18 protein-coding genes are annotated in these 20,500 nt (G+C 65.5%); 10 read left to right on the forward strand and 8 right to left on the reverse strand.

What is annotated here, in order from left to right; translation table 11 throughout:
- Both HMPREF0591_RS21390 and HMPREF0591_RS21395 read left to right on the forward strand, forming a co-directional pair.
- Nucleotides 1-414: hypothetical protein (locus HMPREF0591_RS21390; RefSeq protein ID WP_208857796.1), on the forward strand; the 414-nt coding region annotated here is incomplete at its 5' end.
- 60 nt (nt 415-474) lie between these two features.
- Nucleotides 475-708: a hypothetical protein gene (locus tag HMPREF0591_RS21395; protein ID WP_007170750.1), complete on the forward strand. Its 234-nt coding sequence runs from the start codon at nt 475-477 to the stop codon at nt 706-708.
- On the opposite strand, the gene mobF is transcribed toward HMPREF0591_RS21395, so the two are convergent.
- The 4 genes from mobF to HMPREF0591_RS21420 form a co-directional block, all read right to left on the reverse strand.
- Complete coding sequence (mobF, locus tag HMPREF0591_RS21400; RefSeq protein ID WP_047324110.1) at nt 705-6,548, reverse strand: MobF family relaxase; 5,844 nt, start codon at nt 6,546-6,548, stop codon at nt 705-707. The genes HMPREF0591_RS21395 and mobF overlap by 4 nt on opposite strands.
- Nucleotides 6,549-7,153: 605 nt before the next feature.
- Entirely contained in the window at nt 7,154-7,525 is a 372-nt protein-coding gene (locus HMPREF0591_RS21405) for a hypothetical protein (protein ID WP_007170752.1), read from the reverse strand.
- A complete protein-coding gene (locus HMPREF0591_RS21410) occupies nt 7,525-8,562 on the reverse strand; it encodes a helix-turn-helix domain-containing protein (protein ID WP_244269061.1) in 1,038 nt (345 codons plus the stop codon). Before HMPREF0591_RS21410 ends, HMPREF0591_RS21405 begins: the two co-directional genes overlap by 1 nt.
- Nucleotides 8,563-9,531: 969 nt before the next feature.
- Nucleotides 9,532-9,735, reverse strand: coding sequence for a hypothetical protein (locus HMPREF0591_RS21420; RefSeq protein ID WP_007170754.1), 204 nt, complete (start codon nt 9,733-9,735; stop codon nt 9,532-9,534).
- 450 nt (nt 9,736-10,185) lie between these two features.
- On the opposite strand from HMPREF0591_RS21420, the gene HMPREF0591_RS21425 reads away from it, so the two are divergent.
- From HMPREF0591_RS21425 to HMPREF0591_RS21435, 3 genes are all read left to right on the forward strand, one after another.
- A complete protein-coding gene (locus HMPREF0591_RS21425) occupies nt 10,186-10,761 on the forward strand; it encodes a ParA family protein (RefSeq protein WP_007170755.1) in 576 nt (191 codons plus the stop codon).
- Entirely contained in the window at nt 10,754-10,981 is a 228-nt protein-coding gene (locus tag HMPREF0591_RS21430; RefSeq protein ID WP_007170756.1) for a hypothetical protein, read from the forward strand. Before HMPREF0591_RS21425 ends, HMPREF0591_RS21430 begins: the two co-directional genes overlap by 8 nt.
- A 123-nt stretch (nt 10,982-11,104) precedes the next feature.
- On the forward strand, nt 11,105-11,836 hold the full coding sequence (locus HMPREF0591_RS21435; protein WP_036460027.1) for an NYN domain-containing protein: 732 nt from the start codon (nt 11,105-11,107) through the stop codon (nt 11,834-11,836).
- 186 nt (nt 11,837-12,022) lie between these two features.
- Here HMPREF0591_RS21435 and HMPREF0591_RS21440 read toward each other — a convergent pair whose 3' ends face one another.
- The 3 genes from HMPREF0591_RS21440 to HMPREF0591_RS21450 are packed head-to-tail and all read right to left on the reverse strand — an operon-like array spanning nt 12,023 to nt 14,497.
- Nucleotides 12,023-13,243, reverse strand: coding sequence for an AlbA family DNA-binding domain-containing protein (locus tag HMPREF0591_RS21440; protein ID WP_007170758.1), 1,221 nt, complete (start codon nt 13,241-13,243; stop codon nt 12,023-12,025).
- A 28-nt stretch (nt 13,244-13,271) separates the two neighbouring features.
- Nucleotides 13,272-13,913: a hypothetical protein gene (locus HMPREF0591_RS33505; RefSeq protein ID WP_007170759.1), complete on the reverse strand. Its 642-nt coding sequence runs from the start codon at nt 13,911-13,913 to the stop codon at nt 13,272-13,274.
- Nucleotides 13,913-14,497 (reverse strand): recombinase family protein, encoded by a 585-nt coding sequence (locus HMPREF0591_RS21450; RefSeq protein WP_036460030.1) that lies wholly within the window; start codon nt 14,495-14,497, stop codon nt 13,913-13,915. Before HMPREF0591_RS21450 ends, HMPREF0591_RS33505 begins: the two co-directional genes overlap by 1 nt.
- Before the next feature lie 236 nt (nt 14,498-14,733).
- Between HMPREF0591_RS21450 and HMPREF0591_RS34065 the strand changes: the two genes are divergently transcribed.
- The gene (locus tag HMPREF0591_RS34065) at nt 14,734-15,114 is read left to right on the forward strand and encodes a hypothetical protein (RefSeq protein ID WP_225325882.1); all 381 of its coding nucleotides are present in this window, start codon (nt 14,734-14,736) and stop codon (nt 15,112-15,114) included.
- 114 nt (nt 15,115-15,228) lie between these two features.
- Here the strand turns inward: HMPREF0591_RS34065 and HMPREF0591_RS21460 are convergent, their stop codons facing one another.
- A complete protein-coding gene (locus tag HMPREF0591_RS21460; RefSeq protein ID WP_007170762.1) occupies nt 15,229-15,708 on the reverse strand; it encodes a hypothetical protein in 480 nt (159 codons plus the stop codon).
- Between the two features lie 232 nt (nt 15,709-15,940).
- Here HMPREF0591_RS21460 and HMPREF0591_RS31275 point away from each other — a divergent pair, with 232 nt between their 5' ends.
- From HMPREF0591_RS31275 to HMPREF0591_RS21470, 4 genes are all read left to right on the forward strand, one after another.
- Nucleotides 15,941-16,432: a hypothetical protein gene (locus HMPREF0591_RS31275; protein WP_225325883.1), complete on the forward strand. Its 492-nt coding sequence runs from the start codon at nt 15,941-15,943 to the stop codon at nt 16,430-16,432.
- Nucleotides 16,433-16,544: 112 nt separating this feature from the next.
- Nucleotides 16,545-17,000, forward strand: coding sequence for a hypothetical protein (locus HMPREF0591_RS32500; protein WP_139093677.1), 456 nt, complete (start codon nt 16,545-16,547; stop codon nt 16,998-17,000).
- Between the two features lie 17 nt (nt 17,001-17,017).
- The gene (locus HMPREF0591_RS31970; protein ID WP_050790108.1) at nt 17,018-19,408 is read left to right on the forward strand and encodes a hypothetical protein; all 2,391 of its coding nucleotides are present in this window, start codon (nt 17,018-17,020) and stop codon (nt 19,406-19,408) included.
- Nucleotides 19,401-20,213, forward strand: coding sequence for a hypothetical protein (locus HMPREF0591_RS21470; protein WP_007170766.1), 813 nt, complete (start codon nt 19,401-19,403; stop codon nt 20,211-20,213). The genes HMPREF0591_RS31970 and HMPREF0591_RS21470 overlap by 8 nt, the downstream gene beginning before the upstream one ends.
- The last annotated feature ends 287 nt before the right edge of the window (nt 20,214-20,500 follow it).

Raw genomic sequence — 20,500 nt, forward strand, 5'->3', positions numbered from 1 at the left:
TATGCCCGTTTTGTCGCCACCTGCTGTGGGCGGCATCGGCGAGGTACCGGGCCGGTGGCGGCACGGGAGGAGTCCCGGGATGCGGCGCGGCCGGCGGCCGTGGCGCCGCAGGAGCGCGGCGTCCTGGCCGGGCGGGTGCTGGCTCGGGGCGTCCTGGCCGGGCGGGTGCTGGCTCGGGTGAAGCGTATTGAGGCGCTGCTGGCGGCCGTGCCGGTGAGTGGTGAATCGGCCAGGGATGCCGGCGAGGTGGTTGTGTCGGTCGATTCGGCCGGCCGGCTGGTGGGTGTGTCGTTGCCACCTGAGTGCACGGTCCGTTACCGCGCGGCCGAGCTCGAGGAAGTGCTCAACAGGACGTTGGGTGCGGTGAGTACGCCTGCTGCGGTGAGCCGACGCCGCCAACCCATCCCGGCCTGACATTTCAATTGTTCGCGCTGCTGGTGGAGCGTTTCAAGGCAGTCTGAAACAATCGGCGGTGTGGACGATGAGCGCCGAGCGCTGGGCGAACTTTTGGCCGCTCACGCGGAGATGGAGCACCTGACCGCGCAGATCGGCGCCGCGCGTGAGCGCCGCCGCGATGCGGCGCGCCGGCTGATCGCGTTGGGGCGCGGCACCTCCTGGATCGCGCGCCAGCTCGGCGTGACCGCCCAAGCGGTCGACGGGTTCATCAAATACCAAGAGCGCCAAGACAAAAAGCGCGGCCAGGTCTAGATGTCGATACCGCGGTCGCGGTCCTCGATGTGGCGATCGCGGTCCTGATGGCGATCGCGAAGCCAGGTTGCGTCCAGGTGACGCTGGTAGGCGCCGCGAATGGTGGCCTGGAGTTGATCTGCGCGGGTGAGGCTGGCGCGCAGCTGGTCGTCGAGCAGCGCGGGGTGCACGCGCCGTAGCTGGGTGAGCGCGGCATCGAGGTCCGGAGCAGACGGGCGTGGGGCGGTGTCAGATGGCGTGTGGTCACCGAGGGTGGTGGTCCAGGGCAATTCGGTGTGCAGCAGGCCCAGGAGCCGTTGTGAGGGCTGCGGGGGCCATGTTCGGCGGCCGGTGGTGTCGAGCAGGATGAGGCCAGCCTGCGTGGTGGCTGCGTGTTCGGCGAGGTCGGCCAGCACTGCCGGGTCGGCGGTGGCGGCGTCTTCGACGATGAGCAGGGCGCCCGGGGGCAATTGCCACTGCCTGGTGGTGATGTGGGTGCGGGCTTCGGTGATGTTGGCGGCGGTGTCGGCGAGCTCATCAGCGACGGCACGCTCGGCCTGGTCGCGGGTGGGGCTGCACCACAGGATTTTGCGGTCGGCGGCTGCTGCTGCGCTGTGCAGGGTGTGTAGGGCCGCGCGGCGCTCGGTCGAGTGTGGGGCGTCGATGACGGTGACAGCGAAGGGCAGGCGGGCTGTTCTGGTGAGCGCGGCGGCGGTGGTTGGGGGCAGGTCGCCGATGGCACCGGGGGCAAGGCGCAGGGGCCGTTGGGGGTGGTAGCGGCTGGCGGCTTGGAGCACGCGTAGCTCGGTGGCCAGGTCGTGGCGTTGGGCGCTGAGATATTCAGTGGAGCGGGTTTCGGCGGCGGCGAAGGCCAGGGCGGCGGCCGCTTCAGCACGGTCAAGTTGCGCGAGCAGCTGATGGTGGTGGCGGCGCGCCACCTGCAGGGCCTGGTGGTCGACGTCGCGAGTGCGGGCGAGCAGCGCGTCGACGTCGGCGCCGCTGATGATGCGATCGGGTCCGCCGGCGGCCTGGGCTCGGGCGGCGAGTGCTTCTGCAAGTGGCCCGTGGTAGTGCTCGGCGGGCGTGATCTCGGGTAAGGCCATGGCGCGTAGCTGGATGTCGAGTGTGGCGGAGGCGATGTCGAGCGGGTCGGCATCGGGCTGGGCCTGCAGTTCGGCGAGTTGGGTGCGTGCCCATGCGAGGCTGGTGTGCGCGGCTTCGTAGTCGGCTTCGGCATCGGCCCATTGGGCGACGACGTCTTGGACCGCGAGTAGATAGGGGCGGTCGGCATCGGCGCGGGCCCGCAGCTCGACGATCTGGGCGGCGGCCGCGCACATCGCCGGGCCGCGGTCGTTGCGCACTGCATCAACGAAGGCAGCCAAGTCCGCTGTGCTGGCGACGAATTCGTTGCGCAGTGCGCGCGCGTCGGCCATCGCGGCCGGCAACGGTAACGGCTCAACCGGACGGTCGGGTCGCAGGTCGGCGAAGTCCAGACCGGCGTCACGGCCGCCCAACGGGATCTCTTGGCCACCACGATGGTGCGGCAGCTCGTCGACGTCGCGGCCGGCCAGCGCGGCGCCGGTGTCGATGCGCTGCTCGCCGAGCGGGTCGGGGGGAAGTTGTTCTTCTTCCTCGGGGTGCAGTGGGGGTTGGTCGGGGAGTGGGTGCTCGGTGTTGTCGTGGTGGCCGCCGATCAGGTCGACGGTGTAGGTGATGGCGCGGGCGTATTGGTGGGCGGGGATGGTGTGGTCGGGGTCGACGTCGGCGAGGTGTTCGGCGGCGACATGCAACAGGCCGGCGGGGGTCCAGCGGGTGGGGTCGGCGGCATTGACCGCCGAGACAAGGCCGGGCCAGGCCGGGTCGGCGATGATGGATTCGGCGGCCGCAGATCCAAAAACGTTGTGCAGGTCGGTAATCCAGGCCGGGCGTAGACCGGCATCGGGAGTGTCGAGGGCGGCCGCGGGGGTGAGTTCGGCGGCAAGTCGCCACCACAGCGCGGCGGCGGGCAGCTCGTCGGGCAGGGGTTGTTCGGTGGCGGCCGCGCGAACCAGGACAGGCAGATCGGGGCGGCTCATGGCAGCTTCGGTCAGGCGCGCAGCCAGTTGCGGCCAGTACCCGTCGGCGCGGATACGGGGGTCGATGGAGTCGATGAGCTGCTCAAAGCGGCGGGTGTGCGGGTTCTGGGTGCGCACGACCGCTTGGGCACGTTCTTCGAGCAGTTCCTGGATGGCGCGGGCGCGCACGGCGTACTGCGGTGGCCCCAACAGTCGGGTGTCGTCGACAGCGACGTGGTGGGCGGCGCGAAAGACCGCGATTTCAGCGGCAAGGGGCCGGTTGGCGGCCAGCACGGGCTTGGCCCACGCCGGTGCGGTCGCCGGCGTCCAGTGGTGGATGACGGTCTCGCGGATCTCATCAACCAACTCGGTGACCAGCGCTGCGCGCCGGGCCAGGTAATCGCCCCACTCGGGGTCGTCGGCCAACAATGCGGGGGTGGCGGGCAGCCACCGCAGCGGCCCGATCCCGGCCGAGTGTCCACCGGTGGGATCGATGCGCCAGTCCAGAACCGCAGCGGGATCGTGAGCGCTAAACAGCTCACCGACGTTGGCGGCCTCGCTCAGCGTGGCCACCGGGTCACGCCCATCGGCGGCGACGAGAGCCAGGTGTTGGCACAGCACCGGCCATGCCTCGGCGCGGGTCAAACCCGGGTAGAGCTGATCGGCGGTGAGGTGCAGTTGCGCCAGCAGCGCCGGGGACGCCACGTGGTGGGCCGCCCGACCCAAGGCGTCGTGATACATCGCCGCGGCCGGACCCAACCGCACGAACGGGTCACGGGCCTGGCGTGCGGCGGTGGTGGCCGAGACCTGGGCATCGTCGCGGGCCAGGGTTTTCGTCAAGACGTCGACGGCGGTTTCGGGGTGAGTTGCCTTGGGGGACAACACCCGATGCGGGTCGGACTCGGCGGTGGATAGGTAGATGTGGTTTTCGACGCGACCACGCGTTAAGGCCACGTAGAGCAGTTGGCGGGTGAGATGGCCGCCGCCGACAATATGGCAGGCGTACTGGGCAGTCAGGCCTTGCGTGAGGTCCACGGTGGCCGCATAGCCCAGGGTGACGTGGGTTTTTACGTAGTCTGCGGGCAAGGTGATGCGCTGACCGGAATCGAGATGGGTGGCGATCACCGACCCATCGGCGCGCACCCGATGAACCGTGTAGCGATAGCCATTGCGCACGTAATCGGTGCGACCCAGCCGCAGACCGCGGGCATTCTCGCGGCTGCGGATCACATCACCCGCCGAGGCGGCCAGCCCATCGGACAACATGACTTCCCGGCCCACACGCCCGCCAGTGGCGGCGAGGCGATCCAGGCGAGCGCGGGCATTGAGGGTATCGACGATGTCGTTGGTGGGCGCCAACAGCAAGGAATCGCGGCCAGCAGCCAGGTCGGCGGCCCACGCGGTGTAGGCCATGTCGGCGGCAGTCTGATCAGCACCGACGTGCACCCGCTGGTGGTCGATGTAAAACCCGAGGCCGGTGGGGTCACCGTTGCGGATCGCCAGGGTGGCTGCGCTTTCCGCGGTGGAGCCAAAGCGCACCAACTCAGACAGCGTCAGTGCGCCGGTTTCCTGGGCGATGTCGCGCAGCACACCGCCAGCGGAGATGGACGCGAGTTGGCCGTCATCGCCGATGAGGATGATGCTGGCGCCGCGCGCTAACGCGTGGGCGATCACCGCATCAAGTTCCACGGTTCCGGCTTTGCCGGCCTCGTCGATGATGAGCAGCGTGTCGGGGCCGACCGTGGTGAACCACTGCGGCGCAGCGGGGCGAGACGAACCGCCTGGGGCGGCCGACCACACATATTTGGCGATGGTGTCGGTGGGGGCTGACAGATCCGCGCCGAGTTCGATGGCGGCCGCCGCGGTGGGGGCCAAACCGAGGACGATACCGCCCGAGGAGCGCCAAGCCTGCGATAGCGCGGCCATCGCGGTCGTCTTGCCGCTGCCGGCCGGAGCCAGCGCCAAGGCCAGCCGCCGCCCCCCTGTGGCCATCTCGCGGACCAGGGCGACCTGGCCCTCGTTGAGGTGTTTTCCGCGTGCGGCCGAATCAGCCAGCGCCAGCTCGACATCGCTGTCGGCGACCGTGCGGCCGCCGAGCTGGCGGGCAGCAGCAAGGATGCGTCGCTCAGCAGCCAGTACCTCATGGCAGGTGTAGGTGGTGCTGCCGTGGCGGGTGTAGACGCTGGTTCCATCGCGGCGGCGCAGCGGCGCCGGTTCACCCATGTCGCCGTCGTCGAGGTCGATGTGGGCCACCGACAGCGGCTCGGACAACGCGACCTGCGTGATCTGATCGGCCAACGTCGCGTTGGTGGCATGCCCGCTGCTCCGGACGAGGCGCTGCGCTTCGGCGAGCACGTGGTGGCGCTGCCAGGTTGCCCGCGACCGAGCCACCGTGGCGATAACTTTCGTCGCAGCCGCCTTGATCCAATCGTCGTCGACGGCGTCGAGCTGCCGGGACGAGGTGGACAAAATCTTGCCCAGCATGGCGGTCAGTTCCCGCGCCCCGCCCAGGACTTCGATGGCTTGTCCGCGCCATGTCTGACGCTGCTCGGCGAGCGATCGGGGTTCGTGTTTGGCCTCGCGGGTTTCCAGGGTCGCTTGTTGGGCCAGCCCGATGGCTTCCACGGTCGTGGGCTCGCGGCCATGGGCCACCTGGAATTGCTTGGCGAGCTCGGCGGTGCGGGCTTCGATCGCCAGTCGCCGCGAGGACCAGGCGGCCATCAGCTCGGTCGACATGCCGATGATTTCGCGCACCGGGCGCTTGCCGCGGCCCTCGCTCGCCACGTCGGCGAACCGCAGCGCCAGCCGCTCGCCCAGGTGGGCCTCCAGCCGCGTGTTGTACAGCTCGGAAGCTGCGACCGTGAACTGATGGATCGGCCGGCCGTCCAATGCCAACCAGCGCAGCACCCCATCAGGGCCAACGGTGGCGACCTTGTTGGAGATCGCCACATGGGTGTGCAGATCCGGGTCGCCGGCGCGGGAGTCACGGTGGGTGAACGCGGCTCCGATGAGTCCGGTGGTGTCGACCTGGGCGACACCATCAGTACCGGAACGGGTGAGCGCGGCGTGCGTTTCCAGCCACGCCAGCGCATCGGTCACCGCCGCGTCGTGGCATTCCTCCACGACTTTCGCGACGTCGCGCGGCGCGATCGCCCACAAGCTCGACACCGACTTCACCGGCGAAAACGTCAAGTCGTAGCCGGCGACCGCGGTGGTGCGGGCGCGGGTTTCTCGCGCGATAAAGCCAGTCAGTTCACGATCGTCAGCGGGCGCGCGGCCGTATTGCTCGGCGAATATTCTGCGCGCGACGACGGTGCGGATCGCGGCGCGGGTGGGCGCGTCGATGGACGCGGCTGATGGCCTACCGGCTTGTTCGTTGTGGTCGCGGTAGGCCACTGCCAGGGCGCGGGCAAACGTGGTTTCCCCGTCGCGGATATAGAACTTGCGACCCAGTTTGGCGGCCTCGATCGCCGCGAGACCGTGCACCCCGCGTGCGGTCACATAGTCAGCGATCACATCGGCGTTGGGATGCAGCCCCTCGCCGAACAACGCCTTCATTTGAGCTTCGGTGACCTGGGAACCCTCCGGCACCGCCCATACCTTGGCCACATCGTCGGCTGAAACCTGGCGCGCCCCAGTGGATTGCAGCGACGCCAAACCAGACCCCACCCACCGGCCCGGAGACTCACCTTTCGACGAGTAGTAATCGATCAGCGGTGCCCGCCCGCGGGCCGTAGCATCCACAGCAGCGACCTGCCGGATCAGGTACTCATACCCGTTGCCGGCAGTGAGCTTATGCATCGTCATCGTCACTGCAGTGCCGTCCCTTTCCAGGCGCACGCTAGAGACCTCAGAGACGATCTGTCCCACACAGATGGGCCGGTTCTTAAGAAACCGTGACCTTAATGCAAGAGGTGTGTGGTGTCTGGGGTGCTTGAGAACGGTTGGTGCAGCTGGGGGTTGGTGCGGGGGCTTGTGGGTGTGAGCCGGCTTAGGTTGCGCGGCAGTGGGATCGGGCAACATGGACGGTGGACAAATGTCGACAGTTGATGTTTTGCTCGGTGTTGGTAGCGAAGGTCAACGGGTTGGCCGTATGGTGCGGGCATGGTGAAATGCCGCCACGAAATCAACAGTGCGCAACGCAGGTTCACGGGCGGTGCTGGCAGGAACGAGTCAGCTAGGCGATGGGTGCACTGACGGGCAGCTCAGGAAACGGCGAACCACGCTCTGGGAAACGGTCGCGTGATGGCAAACGTTGGGGCTGGTTGCGGGCGGTGATTCGAATGTGGAAGCGGGGTTCGGTGCGCGCGGGAGCCAGACCCACTAGGTGCGAAATGCCGCCGGTGACATCACCTTTAGGCGGGCGCGGTTGTGGGTTGTTCGGCACCGCAGTGCTGTACCAGGCGCGACGGTTAGTGTCTGCGCTGCTGCTCGATTGCTGCCACCGCGGCCTCTAGCGCGCCCGGGGTGCCGACGTCGAGAACACGGTCGGTGATGTTGTTGTCGAGGGCGTAAACGCCTTCGACGGGGCCTTCAGAGAAGTGTTGGCGGACAGCCTCAATCTTCCAATCCCGCGCGGCGGGATCGCGCATCCGCGCCAGCTGCTCATCGTGCAGGAGTTGGCGGGCTTGTTGTGCGTCACGGCCGCGCACCGACCACTGCGCACCGGGGTAGCGGGCAACCCAGGTGCCGTCGGGCTGTTCGGTAACCGAGGGCGTGAACACGAACGAGACATTGCGCTCGATCATCAGCCGTTCGATATCGGCTTGGGTTTCGACGTTCATCACACCCTCCCGTCGTCGTCCACACATCCATCATGGCGCGATGCCGAGAAGCGTGCGCGACGTACCGCGAGGTCGAGGGCGGCGGCATCGGCCGCCGCGGCCGCCGTGCGGCGCTCAGCGGCGCGCCGGGACAAACGGACGGCTTCGGCACGCGCGGCGGCGCGACCAGCACCGGCAAGGGCGGCCTGGCCCTGGTCGCGGGCGGCGAGGTAGGCCGCGTGTTCGGCGGCCACGGCGGCGCGACGAGTCTGGCCGGCGGCCAGCTCTTCAGCTTCGCGGGCGAGATCGGCAGCGGCCGGCCGTTCGGCGAGGTTGTCCGTACCGTGCCAGGCGAGGATGGCGCCCAGCAGGCCGATCGGGCGTGCTGGGCTGTCGGGGATGCGCCTGCCTACACCGAGCCAGTCAGTGATCAGCTGGTTGAGGTCACGCGGGGTCCAGCCGGCCGCCGCCGGCGCTGCCAGCATCGCCGCCCAACTGGCCGGAGTGAAGCGGTGAGCCCATGGTGGGGCATGCGGATCTGCACGCCAAGTCACCGCCAGCCGCCGTCCCCCGGGATCTGAAGCTCGGCGGCGCGCAGCGCCGCTGTGCCGGGCGCCCTGGTGGCGCCCGCGGGTAGTAACCAGTCGTTCTCCAGGTGAGGTGGTGGTGGTTACTTGGGACCGTGCCGGGTGGGGTGACAAGCTGTTAATGGCGCGGTTGAGCTGGGCGTTGTCGTGGAGGACCCAGACTGAGGCCCAGCCGCGATGGTGATCACCCATGCGCCAGGAGGCCATGCGTTCGGTGTAGGTGCGTTGGCGGCCGCGCAGGACCTCGGTGGCCACCCCGAGCAGCCGTAGGCATTCGTGGGCGCGTTGGATGGTGCGCTCGTTGTAGCCGGTGTCGTGGTGCAGTTGGGTGTTGGTGGGCCGGCAGTTGCGGCCAGTGTCGCGGTCGGCGTAGTGCGCCATGGCGGCCGCGATCACGATCAGCGTTCGTTTGGCGATGCCGCCGTTGCACATGCGTGGCCGGATCTCAGGGTAATGCAGGTCGTAGGCCACTGCCACGGTGACGTGCGCCCAGCGCGCCGGTCCCCCCGACCAGCACGGCACCCCCGCGTAGGCGTCGTCTTCGAGCTCGAGGTTGACGAACATGCTGGCCGGCGGAAGATCGCCACCGCGCAACCGGCGGCCGCGGCGGATCGCCACCACATCAGCGACCGGCGCGGTACGAACGACACCGCGACGACGGCGACCAGCGCTACAACCGCGATACGTCGGCGGCCGCGACGCGAGCGGCCGAGTGGCGGCACACCCTCGATATGCGATGGCACGCAAGTCCACGGGCGGGGTGGACAAAAGTTGATCACGAAGCGCGCCGTTGTCTGGAAAGGCAGACAGGTATGCGCTACCGTGAGATCTGACCTGCAAAAGTCAAGATCCCTTCGGGGACATGGGTGCGGACCCGGAACCGAGCGCCAACTCGGTTCAAACCCCCCGACAGGGCCCCGCTACGCGGGGCCTTCGTCATGTCAGCAGAGGATCGATCCCTTACCCAGCTATTGAGATGTCACATCTGCCCGGCCGTTCCAGCAGGACAAGAAAGCTGCGGGCTTGGAGTCTCACATCGCCAGCGGCAGGACCTCCTTGTGATGGTCGAGCTCGCGGACAAGTTCGGGAAAGCCGGTGTGTACGGCTAGAAGGTCGGCCACGTACTGAGAGACAGACATGCCGTGCCCTGCGGCTAAGTGCTTGATCTTGTCGGAGACGACGCGCTCTGGGCGAGTTAGTAGTTCAACGCGGTCGCCTTTACGAGGTCGAGGCATGGTCTGCAGCCTGCCAGGCAGACGCTTGTATCTGATACAAGACACGCGCTGTGCGCGTGATTTTTTCGTGACCAGATCTGCCAGGATTGGCGCCCTGGGCTACACCCCCCAACAACCGAGCGTCCAGTGACAGAAACCTTCACGCGACAGGCCAGGAAGGGGCAGAGCCCCACGCACGGGCACCGGAAGTCCGCGGGTCATCGCGTCAGGGTCGTCTGGTGAGGATCGCAATGGCGGCTTGAATGATGACGCTGAGGATGGCGCTGATGACGCGTCCGGTGTCCCCGATGGTGACCTTGGAGTCCGGGTTGCGGGCGTGGATGCGATCAGCCAAAACGCAGATGCTCACGACGATGGCCACGATTCCGAGGATGGCAACGATTCCCACTGCCAGGTCAGTTCCGCTCATGGTTGGTGCTCTTTCTCGCGATGGTCGGGAAAGTGGGTCCCGGAGCGGGGCGTATGAGCTCCGCTCTCTTCTTCTGGGCGGAACTGCGCTGTTTTCCAGGGCACTGGCCGCACCTTTCTTGTCGTGGCAACTCGGTCATCAGTGAAGTACCGGGGCGAGAGCTGTTTTCCGTCACGCGCGGTGCGGTAGGTAGTTCTCTGGCACTCATCGGGAGGTATACGCCGGCGGGGTGCAGGCGGACGGGGTCATGAGGTGCGGGGCCGAGGAGAAGGGGTGCTGGGTTTGGCATTCACGACCTCTAATGCCTTGTGCAAGGTCGATTTGCCGACAAGCCGAGTGGTAACGGTTTGGTAACGACCCGTACAAATACCGGCTTACCTGGGTAGACGTAATGACGTAATAGCGTGTTGACGCATATGCGTCATTGCGCTGTGACGTAATGTTTGGGGCATGCCTACGGTTTCTTTGGTCCACACCAAGGGTGGCGTCGCGAAGACGACGTCGGCGGTGTATCTCGCGACTGCTGCGCAGCGCCGCGGCCGCGATGTCGTACTTGTCGATGCCGACCCGCAGGGCTCGGCGCTGGAATGGGCGGCGGCCGCCCAGGATGACCCGTTGCCGTTTTCGGTGGTGCCGGCACGCCGGCCCCTGGACGTCAGTGGTCCCCAGGAGTTGACGATCGTGGACACTCCCCCGGGTACGGCGCAGGTTATTCAAGAAGCGATTGAGCTGGCCGATCTGGTCGTGGTGCCCACGGGGGCTTCGCCACTGGATGTCCGCCGGGTGTGGCCGACTTTGGAGATCACCGCGCACCGCCCCACAGCCGTGTTGTTGACCGGCGTGGATCTGCGTACCCGACTAGCCGACGAGGTGAAGACCCTGCTGGAGGACGAAGGGGTGCCGGTGATCGAAACGCGGATTGTTCGCCGCGAGGGCATCCGCCGGGCGTTCGGGGCTACACCGGATCACCTGTACGGCTATGACGACGTGTTCGACGAGCTGCTGGGGGCGCTGGTTCATGTCTGATTTGACTTCGAAGATGGCCGCGCGGGTGAAGACAGAGCCGACCAAGCGGGCGGCGGAGGCGTTCCGCTCCCCCACTGACGATATGCAGCGTGCCACGGTCTATCTGCCACGCGCGACGGTGCGCGGACTGAAGCAGGCTGCACTAGATCAGGACACCAGCATGAGCAAAATCCTCACTGACCTGGCCGATCAGTGGTTGGCGCAAAACGTAAAGACGTGATGACGTAAAGACGTAACGACGTAATGACGCGTATACGTTGTTGCGTCATTACGCGCACAACTTCATGCCACGGTTGGAAACGCCTGGCGGGCGATTGCACGCCCGCCAGTTAGCGTCTGTTGCATGCGAGTGGGTGTGTACATCGATGGGTTCAATCTGTACTACGGCGGCAAGTTCCTTTGTGGCTCTGGCACGGCCGGCTGGCGATGGCTTGACCTGCGCGCCTTGGCGACACGGCTCATCGCCAACCAATCCGCCTGGAGCGGCGCGACCGTTGAACGCATCGTGTACTGCACTGCGCGTATCTCAGGAGCTGACAACCGCGTTGGCAGTCGAGAACAGGACGCCTACCTCGCCGCTTTGATCCGTGCCGCTGTCGTGGATCACATCGAAGAGGGCAACTACGTCAACCGCGTCGCCTCCGCGCCCCTGGCCACCAAAGACCGACGTGGGCGTCCGGTTCTCACCACCCCAGCTTGGCCGGTAACCATCAAAGATGGCGCCGGACTGAACGCCCCCGACGCGCGATTCTTCGTCTCCGTTGCGCGGCGTGAGGAAAAGGGCTCCGATGTGAATGTGGCCGCTCACCTGCTGCTCGACATCCTCGAAAAGCGCATCGATGCCGCGCTGGTGATCAGCAACGACAGCGACCTGAAATTCCCCGTTCAGGCCGCACGTGATCGCGTCCCGGTTGGCACCATCAACCCGACCAAAAACCAGACCGCAGGAAAGCTGCGCGGTAAACCGTCGGACGGGGTAGGCAACCACTGGTGGTACCAGCTGGTGGCCGCCGATTTCCAGTCCTGCCAACTTCCAGACCCCGCTGGTGGGGTCTCTAAGCCTCAGCCCTGGTGACATACCCGACAAGGGAGGGGAATTGCGTGGACGCAACGCGCGTTGCATAATTGCGCAATACCACCCGTTCCCGGCAGGGGACGGGTTTTTTCTGCCCGCGCTAAGCGAGACTGCGGTCCACCCCTCAACCAAAAAACGTAATGACGTAACGTAATGACGTACTGACGTAGTGACGTATATACGTCGTTACGTCACTACGTTCATGGTTGGCGGCTGGTTAAAGCGCTTTTCCCAGGCTGGGTAGCTGCCGAGGCTGCGAAGAAGCGGAGCCGTGAGTGCTGCCACGACCTGGTCGGGATTTTCATCGAGGTCGCTCAGGGAAGCTTCGGTTGCCCTCTCGTAGATGTCTTCTGTGTAGACGGGCCCTCTGTCGCCAAAATTCCGGTCGGCGATCATCCACGACGTCGAGTCGCGAAGGCCATTCATCGAGAGGGCGAACCGCCAACTGCCGGTGTATCCCCAGCGGTGTGACACTGCAGCGGCCAGACGGGCAAGCAAGCTGACGTGCCCGATGATCAACAATTCCAAGACGACGGTGAGATCGGGTTGGGGAGGGGCCACGTTTCTGAATGAGCGTGTGGTCACGGCGCGCTCCGATGCCAGAACGAGCCGGCCAGACTCATACAGCACGATCTCGGCGGCGCGATCCTCGCCGGCGAAGCGTTGCCCGTCGTACATGCCGGTGGTCAACGCGACACCGCCAGGGCGGCGAGCAAAACCACCAGCGTGAGCCAGCGTTGGTGCGTATGTGTCATGTTCTGGACCTGTGGCCGCGTGAACGAGCTGGAGCACTGCTTCTTCCCACCGCGAGGCTTCGGTGAGGGAGACGAGCATGTCTTCCCGTGCACTGAGCGGATCGGCCAGCACGACGAGCAGAGGCGCGCCGTCGCCGACGAGCTCGGTACGGATCGATCGGGCTTCAACTCGCAGATCGCGGCGGTCCGCCAGGCGCCGGTCAAGGAGCCGTACGACCTCGGTGTTGGTCAGCACACGGTTGGTTTTGTCGCCGCGGCCGTAATAGCGCCCGTCAGCCATGTGTGGCGCTCGGACTGACTGCGGGACGTGGACAACGAGGTACCCATGGTCGGCGTGGGTTGTCGAATTGATGACGGTGGTCCGAATCTGTACTGCCTCGTCGACCCTCATCCGCGCAATCTGCTCGATTCGCTCAGCGAGCCCCGCTAGGGGGACCGGCCACAGACTAGGCGGCGACGTGTCCTCGTCGACGCCGATCAGGATCGTTCCTCCGTCAAGAGCGAAAGCAGCGATGTCTTTGGCTAGGTCTTTATTCGCGGCGTTACCGGATGCCAGCTCGCGTTTGAGATCCAACCAGTGGGTTTCTTCCAGCAGGCCATTCAGCGCTAGCCGCTGCAGTTCTTCCTCGGTGCGGGCGGGGATCGCATTCATGGGGCTCCTCAAGGGGTCTTTCGCGCGACTAGCGGCTGAGCATTTCGAGTAGTCGCTTTGCCCCGCGGTCAGACACCGACTGCGACGATAGGACGTAGGCGGCGGCTTGATCGGGAGTGAGACGGCCGCCGCTGATGTGGCCGCTGAGAAATCGCCGTGCTTGGGCCTTGTCATCTGCTCCGGTCCAGCCGTTGCGACCGCCGTAGAAAATGACGGAATCGAGGTCTTTGCGCACGTCATCGTCCATCTCGGAGGTGGTGACCTCTCCTGTCAGCAAGTTGATGGCGGCCGCGCCAGCAGCCCACTCGGCCAAGGGTGTGGAGCCCTCGACGACAGCAAGTGAATGACCGCGGGCGAGGCCCATCGCGAAGTGCAACGACCGTTCATCTGGCACGAAGGCGAGAACCGGCCCGCGGTCAGGCCGGTTGCGGCTTTGCGGAGTGGCGTGCCCACCCGCTCGGATGATCTCGTCGAGGTCGGCATAACCGAAGCTCGCGGCATTTTGCGCGTTGCTCACCAGCAGCGGCGCTAGATCCTCCTCCTGGCCGCGTTCCCAGATCCAATTGGCGGCCAGGGCGATGGCGTCCTCATACGGCCGATCTTCGACGTCATCGGGGACCCACGCCGCGGCTCGCAGATGAGTCGACGGGTGCAGTTCGGCGCTGGTCATTACGCGGCTCCTGAGGGCGAGCTGAGTTTGGCCAGGTAGCGGTACGCCGTGGCCCGACTGATACCGAATGCTTGAGCAAGTTCAGGGACCGGTTCCCCCGTTGCGGCGAGTCGGCGCAGCTGTTCTTGGCGTTCCGGGGTCAGCTTGGCCGGCTTGGTAGCCGGCAGTTGGCGAACTCGGCGGGAGTCCCGGGATGCGGCGCGCCGCTCGCGGCCGAGTTCGAGTTCGAGCTCGGCCAGCGTAGCCATAATAGTGGCCACCGCACGCCCTGTCGGTGTACCGGTGTCTACGCCTTCGCGTAAGGCGCGCAATAGAATTCGGCGCTGGCCAAGCTCTGCGATGGTGCGAGTTACTTCTACGACAGATCGGCCCAGTCGATCGATGGCGGTGACCACTACGGTGTCACCTTCGCGGGCGTAGTGCAGCAAGGCCGTCAGGCCTGGCCGATCGGTGTTCACTGCACCGGAGACTTTGTCGGTGAAGACATGGCCAGATTCGACCCCCTCGGCGGCGAGCGCGGCGAGCTGCGCATCGAGATCCTGGCCCACAGTGCTCACCCGCGCGTACCCGAGAATCGCTGTCACAGCATCTACCGTCTCATTGCCCTCCGACAATGCGGATCTGAGACACGCGGTGTGAGACAAGAAATGAGACAGTACGACCAGCGGTTACGCGACAGGGGAGTAGCGCCCGATGGGTGTCTCGTTTCTTTAGATGTGCGACAGGAGCAATGTGCTCAACTGTCAGCGGACATGGCTATCTCGGGAGAGCGGGCCCAGTTGTGACGGCCGGATGTCCCGACGTCCCTATCCTTGGAGGCGTGACGAGCGAGTGCGGTGACACCGGGTCGGAGCTGCCTTCGTCCCCGACTTCGTCCCGCCGTTTCGGTCAACTGCCCGACCTTGGTGTCTCAGATGACTTCGACAAGCCGCTACCTCGCGGTGATGTCGCTGTGTGGGAAGCGTCTGACACGTCGGCCCACCAGGGCGACAGCGAAGCCCCCGACGAGTGGACCATCGACGAACTCGACGACTGGCCCTTCGACGACCCCTCCATCGATGTGGCAGCCCTGCTTCAGTCGCTGCGAGAGTCGGATGCCGACCGCGCAGCCGGCCACACGTTCGGTGAAGAAGAGATTCGCGCTCGCTATGGCTTGCCGAGGCCAGGCGTAAGCGACAGACCCGTCTCCGAACCTCGGTGACCGTCCCTGCGAGGACGAGGCCGCATCTAGATCAGGCGGGGGTCGCCGTCTTCGTGGAGCACGATGTGCCGATCGCAGCGCTGGGAGCGCGTGGACGAACGTCTGTGTTGGTGGTCATGCGTTTTTCTCGTTGCTGTTGTGCAGATCCTTAACGGTGCCGATGAACACGTCGGTGATCTCGGGTAGCCGGGATACCAAGTCCCACAGCGGCTTATCGGTCTCGTACCGCGCGGCGGCGTTCTCTTGGTCCCACTGCTGCTTCCAGGCTGCATAACCAGGTAGGTCATCGGGATCGGAACTGTAGTCCAGAGCATCAAGCCCATCGGGATGCTGCGGCCGGATCATGTAAAAGCGTGCTAGTCGTCCGGTGTGGCGGTGGTACGCCACCACGTTGATCTTGAGCTCGCTTGGCCAGTCGTTGCGCATCGGTACGCGGCCCAGAAGCTGCCACTCGTCCAGGTCTGGCACCTGCAGGCAGGTGCCCTCGGTCAGTGTGATGGCCATCCGTCCATCGGAGTGCACGTGCGCGATCACCTGGTCGGGGCTGCTCGGGCCGTAACCGGGGCGCAGTGGCGGGGTGGGCGTGATGCTCATGCGTGATCTCCTTCGGTGGGTTCCCAGGGTGCGGCACAAAGTGCTCGTTATTGGTAGCCGTATGTCGCCGGTCGCCGATACCCTTTAACACATGAATCCGCAGGTGCCGGGCTATCCCGCGGGGTTGTCTGCCTCGCCGGCCGGAGCGCCTATGGGCGCAACCGTATTGCCGCCACCTCAAACGCCTGCGCCTCCTCCTGGACCTCCACCCCGGCGGAGGGGCTGGATCCTGGTGCTGCTGGTGCTGCTGGCTGCGTCGCTCTTGGCTATAAGTGCGCTCGTTATGAGCGTGATCAGAATGACCGCGTCGCCCCCACCCGCGACCATCACGACGGTAACGGCGCCACCGCCGCCCCCGCCGAACTACAGCCCCGAGCAGATAGCGTCGGCGAAAAAAGAAGCTTGCGACGCAAGCGAGGCAGCCTCCTTGAGCGTCAACAACTCGCAGCAGAACTTAATTGTCGCCGCCCGTGATCGGAAATCGCCCCAATACGGTCCCGCACTGGCGAATTTTCAGCTCGTAGTGGCGATTGAAACTAAGTACATGCAACAACATCTGCCACCGGCGACCCCAAACGATGTCGTCAAAGCGACTAATGATTACATCGCCGCGCTGGTCGCAGTGGCAGACGGCGAAACCCGTGGAGTGTCAAACCCAGACGCAGACGCGCTAGTCGACAGAGCAAACAACATCGGCGATCGACTAAACAAGGCCTGTAGCTGACGTGACCTTTCCCTTTCACTCGCCTGAGCTAAGACAGCCAGCACCATCGCCGCCATGGCTGCCTACTCCCGGCCCCAGCCGCGGAGTCATAGTGGGAGCGGCAGGCGTATTCGTGGCCGCAGTGGTCGCAGTGGCGCTGGCCGGCATAGGGCTGGCGACCTCCTCGAAAGGTGCGGTTAACACCGTGGTGGTGCCGTGGTCGCCACCGCCACCAACCGCTGATCAGGTGGCTGCGGCCCGCGCGAAGGCCTGTGAGCTGTGGGGAAGAACTGCATCGGTGATGGATGGCGCCACAAATGCGGTGGCGCACACTCCGGGTGATTGGAACACTCCTGCAGTGCAGGATGCCTTGGCCAATGAGGCGCGGGTGACATTGGTCGAAAGGGAGTATCTATATCGCGAATTGCCTGCCAATACACCGGTTGCGATCCGGTCAGGGATCAACGACTACATGGCGGCCAGCGTGGATATGGAAAACGCCACCGCGCACCGGAAAGGCACAGCGCGAGATGCCGCGATTGATCGGGCGAATGCCGCCGAGGGCAAGGTCAACGCGGCGTGCCGGTAACAGCATAAGGGGGATTGATGGCTGATGTTCCTGCGGTCAGCATCGCTGGCAACATGATCATTACTCTCGATATGGTGCCGCCGGCGGCGGAGCCGTTGGAGGCTCAAGCTGCGCATTACAAGGCGTTGGCCGAAAATACTGCGGAACTGCAGCAGCGGCTGAAGGTCGCCAATGCGATGCGTGAGGATGCCGCGCAGTCGCCCGGGTGGGAAGCCGGTCACGAAAAGAACCGCCAGCTGGCGGCCGACTACGGGCGCATGGTCGAGATATACAACGCGGCCGCAACGTATTTCACCGGGGTCGCGGGCGACTATCGCACCGCCCGCAACACTCAGAACAGGATTGCCAACGACGCGAATGCGGAACTCGCTGCGACCGCAGACCCGGTAAAACGACAGGAGATCGTGGTCGCCGCTCATGCCCGCGCTCGAGACCTGACCAGCCAGGCTGTCCAGTCCGCGCTCACAAAAGCCAAGGCGTTTCACGGGACCGCTGGCGCGGATATCACCGCTCTGACTTCGCGTTCGGGCGGTCCGATGCCTCAAGATCCCGTTCTGCCCCACAGCGGCGGTGGCGGCATCGCCGTACCTGCAGGGCGAGACAAAAAAGCGTTAGATGACAGTGGATCGCCAGATGGCGGATCTTCCGATGGCGGTGAGAACGGTGTTCAGGGTGCGGGCAGTAACCAGCATGGACCCGGCCATCGCAACGGACTCGGGCGCCCCGGGGACGATACAGACAATCCGCTGCCGCCTCCGGCGGTGGCAAATCCGTTTGCGGGCGGTGCCGAACAGATACCTGGCGGCGGGAGCGGGATTCAGTCTGTCGGGTTTCCGCCGGGGTTGACGTCGATGACCGGGGGGCTTGGTTCGATGCCCGGCGGGGGTGGCATGGGCGGCGGTTTGGGGTCAGGTGGAGGCTTGGGCGGGGGGTTGCCTGGTGGTCTTGGGCAGTTGCCCGGGACTCAGGCTGCCGGGCTGGGGAACCTGCCCGCTAACGCCATACCCACCGCCGGAGCTCCGGCACAGGCTTTCTCTCAAGGGCTTTCAACAGGATCGGCATTGGGGTCGTTGCCGCCTGCGACCGGGACCGGCACCCCGGCGGCCGGGCAGACAGCCGCAACTCCAGCGGCGGGACTGACGTCGGGCGCGGGTGTGCCCTCGGCGGGGGTGGCAGCGGCAGGTGCGACCCCGCCCACGGTTAATCCCGCGGGCGCCGGGGTGGCCAACTCTGCGGGGACGGCGGGTGCGGCGCCGGCGGCGATGATGCTTCCCCCGCCGGGTATGGGCGCTCCGGCGGCTCCTGTAGCTGGGGGCGCCAGTGGTGCAGCGCCGGTGGCCCCTGCCGGCAATTCGGCCACAGCGGGTGGTTCGGCGCCGGCTACGAACTCAGCGGGCTCGCCGGGCGGATCGGGTGGGGCGGTGGTGGTGCCGGCCGCCACTGTGAGCGCTGGAGCGGGGTCCACCCGGCGCGAAAGGTCTGATTCACCGGAGTTGGCTGCCGCAAAAGCGTTGGTGCGCAAGCTCCGTCGTGACAGTGACATCGTTAATTACGCCTGCATCGAGTGGGCCGTGGGTGTGTTTCGGCGTGAGGCTGGTGGTGCCACCGAGTGTGTGGTGATGTCCAACGAGGGCTTCGGCTATATCCCGTGGGGAGTGTTCTTGCCGCGGACTGCACGCCTTTTAGCGGCAGATGAGCGGGTGGACAACCAATTTCGGGAACGCTGGTTCGGGTCATCCGACCCTGCCGAGGTGTTAGCCGAGTACGCACAACTGCGCGGGCGCGGTGGCACGCATCTGGTTGCCATGGCGGTCACTGCGGACAGTCCCTTCGGTCGCGCGCCCGGTGTCGAATACGCCGTCTGCCCCCGCGAATTCGATGATGGCCCCTACTCGCGGCCGATCCTCGACGACATGCACATGCACCGACTCGAAGCCTTCGATCCACAGTTGTATGCCCGGATTGTGCAGACGCCGCGCGAGGTGGTGCAGCGAGCCCTGCAACAGCTCGGCGTTCAGATGACGTGGACTGTGTCGAGGTGCGAGCAGATGACGCCCGAGCTGCGCGAGATGTGGAATGTGTTGGGTACCGGCGACGACATTTCGCAGCAGACCTGGAACCAATACCGGATCGCGACCAGCGTGTATTTCGTGAATTTAAGCGCGACCAGACCGCACTTAGAGTCTTCCACTGGAGAGCGCCAGACGTATCAGGCGCAATGGGTCACGGCACGCACCATGGAATTCGTGCAGGGCTGGGAGCAGGACCTGGCCGAGGCAGCGGACATGGTCTACGCCGCAGCGACCGCCCACGCCGATCCCGCCGATTTCGCCCACCAATTCGAAATGAGGCTGCGCGCAGTCGCAGCCGAGCTCGGCTGCGACGATATTGAGCACCACAGTGAGTGAACACGAATATTTGCAATGGCTTGCCGAGCAATGGCGCCAAGAGCAGCACCAGGAGTGGCAGGCTAAGTACCGTGGGGTAGAACACCTCGCGGTGCTGGGGGCACGTCATCGCGATCTGGTCTCGGCACTCACAGAGAGCGCACGGTGGGCGGTCGGTACTGCCACACTGGGCATCCCGCCCGAGTCGACCGCCCGGGTGGCTGGCTGGGCAACTGACCTGGAACGCGCCGCATGCGATCTGCGCCTGGCGGGTATGAAGTTCGCTGCCGCGATCTGTGATCTAGGGCTGACGTGGGATTTTTTGCAACCAGATCAGCCTTCAGCTCCATCAGACTGGATCAAGAAGTCGCGGCCGTGGTTGGCGCCTGATCCCGGACTCGTCGAGTTTGCGGCCGAGGACAGGTTCGGGCTGAGCTTGCTGGCGGCGACTCGGGCGGCAGGTGAGTCATGGTCGACTGAGGTCGCCGTTGCACCGCATTTTCTGTCTGCGTTGTCGTCGGCGGTGGAGTTGGAGCCGTACAGTGCGGCCGGTTCATTGGCCGCACAGCGCGCGGTTGCGACGTTGGAGCGCGCATGCGTTGAGTCCGTAGGTATTTCCTACAACCGAATGCTGTTCAGGGGTCGGGGTTGGGCTCGTGACGCTTCTGCCATCACGGAGGAAGACGTCGACGTGATCGCGGAGTGGATGCGGACTTTGGCCGATGCCGGGATACCAAAAGCTTTGTGTGAAGCGGTTTTTCGCGACTTTCCGGTTGTTTACGATCACGCCCTTGCCGCAGCGCGTAGTAAAGCGGAGTCGATGTGACGATCCGCTGCTAACGCAGCCGGGGAACTTGCGCTCCTAATCCTTTCAAGGGGCCCTTGAAAGGATTAGGCGTTCCGCCTAGTATTCAAGGCAGTCTTGAAACTAGTGAGGGGGCCACCATGGTGTCCGCAGCGGCAGCAGATCTCGGATGCTTTGGCGCGGTCAGCCCCGGGGGGTTGGTTCGGGTTCGGGTTGGGCGTGATGGTCGGACGGTAGAGATTGGATTGTCGGCGGGGGCGATGGTGTTGTCGGCCGCTGAACTTGCCGCGGACATTGTGTGTGTGAGT

Origin of the sequence: Mycobacterium parascrofulaceum ATCC BAA-614 (assembly GCF_000164135.1) — a bacterium.
Lineage (GTDB): Bacteria > Actinomycetota > Actinomycetes > Mycobacteriales > Mycobacteriaceae > Mycobacterium > Mycobacterium parascrofulaceum.